Annotated in this window: 9 protein-coding genes; 5 read left to right on the forward strand and 4 right to left on the reverse strand. The window is 66.8% G+C overall.

Annotated elements, in window-relative coordinates; all coding sequences use genetic code 11:
- Positions 1–930: IS110 family RNA-guided transposase (locus AC08OV_RS22340; protein ID WP_476615165.1), on the forward strand; the 930-nt coding region annotated here is incomplete at its 5' end.
- A gap of 228 nt (positions 931–1158) precedes the next feature.
- On the opposite strand, the gene AC08OV_RS22345 is transcribed toward AC08OV_RS22340, so the two are convergent.
- Entirely contained in the window at positions 1159–1425 is a 267-nt protein-coding gene (locus AC08OV_RS22345) for a HepT-like ribonuclease domain-containing protein (RefSeq protein ID WP_476615166.1), read from the reverse strand.
- Here AC08OV_RS22345 and AC08OV_RS22350 point away from each other — a divergent pair.
- The gene (locus AC08OV_RS22350; protein WP_476615167.1) at positions 1381–1677 is read left to right on the forward strand and encodes a hypothetical protein; all 297 of its coding nucleotides are present in this window, start codon (positions 1381–1383) and stop codon (positions 1675–1677) included. The two genes, AC08OV_RS22345 and AC08OV_RS22350, sit on opposite strands and share 45 nt — an antisense overlap.
- On the opposite strand, the gene AC08OV_RS22355 is transcribed toward AC08OV_RS22350, so the two are convergent.
- Complete coding sequence (locus AC08OV_RS22355) at positions 1634–2023, reverse strand: DUF4037 domain-containing protein (RefSeq protein ID WP_476615164.1); 390 nt, start codon at positions 2021–2023, stop codon at positions 1634–1636. The two genes, AC08OV_RS22350 and AC08OV_RS22355, sit on opposite strands and share 44 nt — an antisense overlap.
- A 780-nt stretch (positions 2024–2803) precedes the next feature.
- Here AC08OV_RS22355 and AC08OV_RS22360 point away from each other — a divergent pair.
- On the forward strand, positions 2804–4384 hold the full coding sequence (locus AC08OV_RS22360; RefSeq protein WP_476615163.1) for an AAA family ATPase: 1581 nt from the start codon (positions 2804–2806) through the stop codon (positions 4382–4384).
- 303 nt (positions 4385–4687) lie between these two features.
- Positions 4688–5527 carry an IS5 family transposase gene (locus AC08OV_RS22365; protein WP_476615162.1) on the forward strand — a complete coding sequence of 280 codons (840 nt, stop codon included), beginning with the start codon at positions 4688–4690 and terminating at the stop codon, positions 5525–5527.
- A 36-nt stretch (positions 5528–5563) separates the two neighbouring features.
- On the opposite strand, the gene AC08OV_RS22370 is transcribed toward AC08OV_RS22365, so the two are convergent.
- Both AC08OV_RS22370 and AC08OV_RS22375 read right to left on the reverse strand, forming a co-directional pair.
- Entirely contained in the window at positions 5564–6076 is a 513-nt protein-coding gene (locus AC08OV_RS22370; RefSeq protein ID WP_476615161.1) for a GNAT family N-acetyltransferase, read from the reverse strand.
- 99 nt (positions 6077–6175) lie between these two features.
- Positions 6176–6604 (reverse strand): hypothetical protein, encoded by a 429-nt coding sequence (locus AC08OV_RS22375; RefSeq protein WP_476615160.1) that lies wholly within the window; start codon positions 6602–6604, stop codon positions 6176–6178.
- Positions 6605–6821: 217 nt separating this feature from the next.
- On the opposite strand from AC08OV_RS22375, the gene AC08OV_RS22380 reads away from it, so the two are divergent.
- A partial coding sequence (locus tag AC08OV_RS22380) for a DUF6444 domain-containing protein (protein WP_476615159.1) occupies positions 6822–7034 on the forward strand: 213 nt, incomplete at its 3' end.

Here is a 7034-nt window from a genome sequence, read left to right on the forward strand (position 1 = left end):
GCCTGGATCTCCGATCTCGTCGCGCACGGTCTGGTACGAGCCTCGTTCGTTCCCCCGAAACCCCAGCGGGATCTCCGTGATCTCACCCGGGCCCGGCGGATAGTGGTCGAGGAGAAGACCCGGGAGATCCAGCGGCTGGAGAAGCTGATGCAGGACGCCGGGGTGAAACTCACCAGCGTCGCCTCGAAGCTGCTGGGGGTCTCGGGCCGGGCGATCCTGGAGAAGATGATCGAGGGGGAACAGTCCCTGGAGTATCTGGCCGATCAGGCTCGCGGCCGACTCCGTAGCAAGATTCCGCAGCTGCAGGAGGCGCTCGCGGGCACGTTCCGTTCCGGGCATCACGGGTTCCTCGCCGCGCAGCTGCTGGCACGGATCGACCTGTGCGACGAGCAGATCGATGAGCTCGACCACCGGATTGAGGTGATGATCGCCCCTTTTCGGGAGACGGTCGACCGGATCCGCACGATCACCGGGGTGGGTGAGGTCACCGCGACCGTGCTGCTCGCCGAGGTCGGCCTGGACATGAGCCGGTTCCCCACCGCCGGCCATCTCGCGTCCTGGGCGGGTATCTGCCCGGGGAACAACACCTCGGGAGGGAAACGCCTGTCCGGTCGTACCCGCCACGGCAACAAGTGGTTACGGACCGCGTTGACCGAGGCCGCGCACGCCGCCGCCCGTAGCAAGGACACCTACCTGGCATCCCACCACGCCCAGATCCGTGGTCGCCGTGGTGTTCTGAAAGCCATCGGTGCGACCCGCCACGACATTCTCATCGCCTACTGGCACATCATCGCGAACAACACCGTCTACCAGGACCTCGGTGGAGACTGGCACGCCCGCCGGCGCCGGGACCCCGAACGACGCAGGAAGAACCTCGTCGGCGAACTGGAGAAACTCGGCTACACCGTCACCGTCACACCAGCGGCATAACCGTCCAACCCGGACGGAAAGGAAGGCCCGCAGCCGCTAACCGAACACCGATAAAACCAGCGCTGGAAGCCGGGCTCCCAGCGTCTTCCCTCATGCCCGGAACCAGCCCCTCCGCGGTCCAGTAATTCACTCCTCAGAAGAGTGAGCGCGGCGTTGCGCTTGGCCATCCCGGTTCTCCATACCTATCGAGTTGTGGCGTTGCGCAACCGTAGCAGTGATGTTGTGGCGCTACGGGTGGAGGTGTGATGGTGGAGTGGGGATCGCTCTTGGTTGGAGCGCTGGGAGGTGGCGGCGGAGTGCATACGTCCACCGGTGTGACGAATGCAACACAAGCTGGAGAAGGTGGCCACGCTGGGCGATCCGAGCGGTGAGACCTCGGCGGCCTGAACAGAACGTGTGGCTGCCGGCGTGGATGCGCCACACAATTGACCAGTCGACCTCGAAGTATGTGTGAACGGCGATGTTGCGGAAGCCTGTGACGGACCGCCACGGCACGTCCGGCCAGCGCGCGAAGCTGTCGGTGGCCTGGTCGATCGCGCCGAGGAGATGGCCGAGCGGGCCGTCGGGCCCGTGTCCGAGTCGGGTGAGGAGGGTTCGCAGCTGCGGATCGCTGATCGCATCGGTCGGCGCACGGGTGAGGCGTTCGGCGCCGAGTACGTGGATGTCTCGGGAATGAAAGCGGCGCGGGGCGGGATCGACGGGCTCAGCCAGACCAAGGCGTTCGAGGAGAAAAGCCGATCCGTATGAGGTCGCGGGCCACGCGGGCGGCGAGCACACGCGAGCCGAGGTCGTCGCCGCCGCGGCCACCTGTGCGGCCGATGAACGGTTCTTCCTGGCTGACCCGCAGCCAGCCGGCTGCCAGGACGTAGCGCCAGACGTCGTCGGGGTACCAGGCCAGTGCCCGACGCCGCGTGGTGAGCAGATCGAGCGGGTCGTGCACGCGGGGGCCGAAGTCGTGGTCCGTGGAGACCTCGTCGTCGAAGCCGAGGACCTCGGACCCCTCACCGAGCAACGCGGCAGCGTGGGGCACGCCCACGACCAGCGACCGAACCGCCCGCTCGTAGAACCGTCGAGAAAGATCGCGACCGGGCACGGCTCCGCGATCCTCCTCAAGGCATCCCGTCATGCACCAGGCATCTCATCGTCGAGGTTGCCGAACAGCCGTGCGCGGGACGTGTCAACCATGATCACCACCGAATCGGGGACGTCAGCCAAGGAGACCACGGACATGACGTGCTCCAGGACGAAGGGCGTGGTCCTGCCGCCTGACGTGAACGGCGACTCCCGGCCGGTGCCATCGGCATGCTGGACGGCAGCTGGGACATGATGGCCCCTTCGTCGCTGCCCAAGCCGTCGGTGAACAGGTTGCCATGCGCGTTCTTGCCGCGGCCCCAGCGGCTGCCTGTGGCTACCGCGGGTCCTCCGAAGTCGCCGCCGCTCAGCACCTCGGCGGAACGGACGCGGTTCGCATGATCCCAACATGGTCGTCCGGCCGGGGCTCGAACCAGCTGTCGAGGCCCTGACCAGCACCGTTCCATGGTGTTGAATCTCAAAGCGATAGATCGCGAACCGCGTTCACCGAGGTCGGAGGCGTGATCAGAAAAAGGGTGGACTCTCTGTACCAGCCCGAATCGATCGATCTTGGTTGCTGGCCTTGAAATTACCGTCCGGCCGGTCGCTACCCGGCCCCTGGCCAGGGGCGACGCTGGATGACCGCGCCGACCGGAGTGTCGCCTGACGGATTGAACGAGTGTTCCATTGGTCCGTCCGCGCGATCGCGACCAGTCAGGGAGGAATCACTCGCCGCACAGGTAGATCGTCGATCACGGGTAGGCTGGTCGTGAAGTAGCGAGTCGGGCGGGGAGGAGGACTGGTGAGCCGTCGGTTCAACACGGCTGGGCCGTGCATCCCCGCGGAGCATTACATGATCCCGGCGCTGTCCCGCCTCCCGGAGGCGCCCGGGTTGGTGGATCTCAAGGCCTACTTCGTCGTCCACGCGCCCCGCCAGACGGGGAAGACGACGGCGCTCCGCGCACTCGCGGCCGACCTGACCAGGCAGGGCCGGTACGCCGCGGTGCACGTCTCCTGCGAGACCGGGCGCGCCTGGGGAGACGACATCCGCGCCGCGTCCCGGGCGATTCTCGACCGGCTCCGCTCCAGCGCCGAGGACACCCTGTCTGCGGAGCTGCGGCCCGCGCCGTGGCCGGAGACCTCCGACGGCACCCTGATCGTCGAGGCGCTCGGAGCCTGGGCCCGGATCTGCCCACGTCCGCTCGTCCTGTTCTTCGACGAGATCGACGCCCTTCAGGGCCAGTCGTTGATCAGTGTGCTCAGCCAGGTGCGGGACGGCTACAACGCCCGCTCCACAGCGCCCTTCCCGGCATCGGTCGTGCTGTGTGGTCTCCGCGATGTCCGTGACTACAAGGCGGCGGCCGGTGGTGACCCGTCGCGGCTGGGCACGTCGAGCCCTTTCAACATCAAACTCAAGTCGCTTAGGCTGGGCGACTTCACCGCGGATGAGGTGGCGGAGCTCTACGGTCAGCACACCGCCGCCACCGGCCAGCCGTTCGCGCCGGGCGCCGTCGAGCACGCCTACGAGCTCACGGGCGGCCAGCCGTGGCTGGTCAACGCGCTGGCCCGCGAGGTCGTCGAGGAGATGGCCGTGCCCGCCACAGAGACGATCACACTTGAGCATCTCGAGGCCGCGAAGGAACGGCTCGTCCTTGCGCGCGCCACCTACCTGGACTCGCTGGCCTCCAAGCTAGCCGAACCCCGTGTCCGTGAGATCATCGCTCCGTTGATCGCCGGGGACCCGCTCGTCCTCGACCCGTACGACGACGACGTCAGCTATGTCCGTGATCTCGGCCTCATCGCGCCCGACCCACCAGTACGGGCCGCGAATCCGATCTACCGCGAGGTCATCGTCCGCGTCCTGTCGTCCTCCGTGCAGGAGAGCATCACCACCGATCCCCGCACCTTCGTCCGCCCGGACGGCAGTTTCGATCTTCCACGAGTCCTCGCTGACTTCGCGGTCTGGTGGATCGAGAACGGCGAGTTCCTCACCAGCCGCGGCTACTACGACGAGGCCGCGCCCCAGCTCATTCTCATGGGCTACCTCCAGCGCGCCATCAACGGTACCGGCCAGGTCGAACGCGAATACGCGCTCGGCTCCGGCCGCATTGACCTTCATCTCCGCTGGCCCTACGCACCCCGCGGGGGACCGCGGCAGGTCCAGCGCGAGGGTTTCGAGATCAAGGCCTGGCGCACCGGCAGATCCAACCCGCTCAAGGCCGGGCTCCTACAGCTGGACCGCTATCTCGACCGACTCCAGTTGCCGACCGGCACCCTTGCGATCTTCGACCAGCGCACGAACGCGCCTCCCATCGACGAACGCACCGCGATCATCACCGTGACCAGCCCGGCCGGGCGCTGCATCACCCTCCTCAACGGGTGACCGACGCCCGCGCGCCTTGAGTCCGAACACGACGCGGGGGCCGAGTCGTCCGCGAGGCCTGTGGGGTGTCAGTGGATGTTTACGTAGCCCTGGTGACGATAAGTCACCTTTGCCGTCGGCGGCCTTTACGTATTTCGCGCCGTAGAAGCACGTCCGTGCCCCCGAGGCTACGACCACGGCAGCCGTTGAGCGCGGATATGCGACTCGAGGTCCGTCTGGTTCGACGATGGGACGAAAACTCCCCTCCAGCCACGTTCGGCCAGGCGGGTTTAAGGCCACGCAGACCAGGTAGGAGCGTCTGCCATGAGCCCACGCAAGCCCTACCCCAGCGACCTGTCCGACGCCCGCTGGGACCTGATCGCACCCGCCCTGCAGGCCTGGCGGAAAGCCCGGCTCGACCGCCGACCCACCGGCCAGCCCGCCCGGGTCGACCTCCGCGAGGTGTTCGACGCGATCCTCTATCTCAACCGGACGGGAGTCCCCTGGAAATACCTGCCCCACGACTTCCCGTCGCACAACACCGTCTACTTCTACTACGCCGCCTGGCGGGACGAGGGCATCTTCGCCCGGCTCGGCTACGACCTGACCGGCCTGGCCCGCCTCGCCGACGGCCGCGCGCCCGACCCGACCGCCTGCGTCCTCGACACCCAGAGCGTCAAGACCTCCACCGACGTTCCCCTGACCAGCCAGGGCACGGACGCTGGCAAGAAGATCGTCGGGCGGAAGCGGGGCATCGTCACCGACACCCTCGGCCTGCTGCTCGCCGTGACCGTCACCGCCGCACACCTGTCGGACAACACCCTGGGAATACGCCTGCTCGACCAGGCCAAAAACACCTACCAGACCATCTCGAAAACCTGGGTCGATGCCGGCTTCAAAAAGACCGCGGTCGAACACGGAGCCGCCCACGGCATCGACGTCGAGGTCGTCTCCCGAAACACCGGCACCCCCGGCTTCCAGCTCGTGCAATGGCGCTGGATCGTGGAGCGGACCCTGGGCTGGCTCATGCTCCACCGCCGCCTGGCCCGCGACTACGAGACCCTCCCCGCCAGCTCCGAAGCCATGATCCACATAGCGATGATCGACAACGTGGCCAAGCGCATAACGGGCGAGACCACACCCACCTGGCGAGACCCCCGCTAGGATATAAGCCGTAATCAACCCAAATCAAACATCCACTCAGACGGTGTCGAAGGCTGAGGCGTAGCGGAACACTCCGGGGGTTCGGCCGGTCCAGGTAGTCAGCGTGCGGATCTGGAAGTGCTGGGCCCAGTCGGGGTTGGGCGGGAGCACGCCGAGTGGTTGCGCAAGCTGAAAACCGAATCGCTGGTAGTAAGTGGGGTCGCCGAGCAAGACGGCTGCGGGTGAGTCCAGGGCGTCGGCTGCCGCGAGCACCGCGTGCATCAAGGCGCTGCCGACTCCGCGGTGCTGATGGCTGGGGAGCACGCCCAGGGGGCCGAGCCCCAGCGAGGGGTGCTCATCGATGTGGGCGCGGCTGCCGACCACGTGACCGACGACGTCACCGTCAATCTCGGCCACGAGGGACAGGCCTGCGACGACATCGCCGGCTGCGCGAAGTTCGTCGACGAGCCGTGCTTCGGCGGCAACCGAGCCATCGGCGGTGGCGAAGGCGGCGTTGTGGACGGCGAAGATCGCTCGTTGGTCGACAGACGTCTCTCGTCGTATCAGCACGACGTCAGGATTCTGGTCGACGTATGTCTGGGCAAACGGATTTGTGGAGATCACCTCGTGCGGGCGGGCCGGGCGCACCACCCCAGCCCGATGACCACATCACGCGATCATCACGTGATGGCCGATGCGGCAGAGGTGCCGGCGGGGATCTGTGGCTGTGGCTACGACCGTTTGACCCCGCCTGGAACTCCACCACCTGTCGATGGCGTCGCCGAATGCAAGCAGCTCTAGGCCGATGTCGCTGGCGGTGAAGTAGTTAACCGCCAACCGTGTCACGGCGGGCTCTGTCACGAGGTAGGAGCGGTAGAGCATCCTCGCGGCGTGCACTATCCTCGGCCAGACGTCGGGATCGAGGGCAAGCCGCATCTTCCGGTCGGTCAGGTATCGCGGGTTCCTGTCGGCATCCGGCGGGAACCCGCCCGCTTCGTTGAATACCTCTTTGTTGTAGACCTCGCCCCCGAAGGTGGCCACAATCAAATTGTCGACGAAGGACTCACGTCTCACTTCGGCCGTCTCGGCGTCGGGCATTCCCGTGTGGAGGGGGTCGGGCCTGGCGCCGATGTTGGCCTTGAAGAACCGGAGTTGCCGCGCGATGCCGGATTCCGGCGCCTCGCGTTCCCGTTGCTCAAGAGTAACTGGTCAGCACTCTTGATCGATTGCTGTTGTCGCGGGTCAGGTCGTTTGGGTGCCGATCGCTGTGGGCGTGGGGTGCTCGCGGTGGGTGATTGGTCCGTAGGCTGATGGTGTGTCGCCTGTCGATCAGCCCGCGTCCTCGTATGAGGAACTGGCGGCGCTGGTCGTGGCGCAGGCGGCCCAGATCGCCGAGCTGCGGGCCGCGTTGGAGAAGGCGAACGCCGAGATCACGGGGCTGAACGCCCGGCTGGGGGAGAACTCGCGGAACTCATCGAAGCCGCCGAGCTCGGATGGGCTGGCCAAGCCGGAGCCGAAGTCGCTGCGG

This window comes from Frankia sp. CeTa3Moorea, assembly GCF_978021225.1.

What these genes read in the sequence shown, in the direction of transcription:
- AC08OV_RS22365 (WP_476615162.1), top strand. Translation starts at nt 4,688, where the DNA reads ATGAGCCCACGCAAGCCCTACCCCAGCGACCTGTCCGACGCCCGCTGG.
- AC08OV_RS22375 (WP_476615160.1), bottom strand. Translation starts at nt 6,604, where the DNA reads ATGCCCGACGCCGAGACGGCCGAAGTGAGACGTGAGTCCTTCGTCGAC.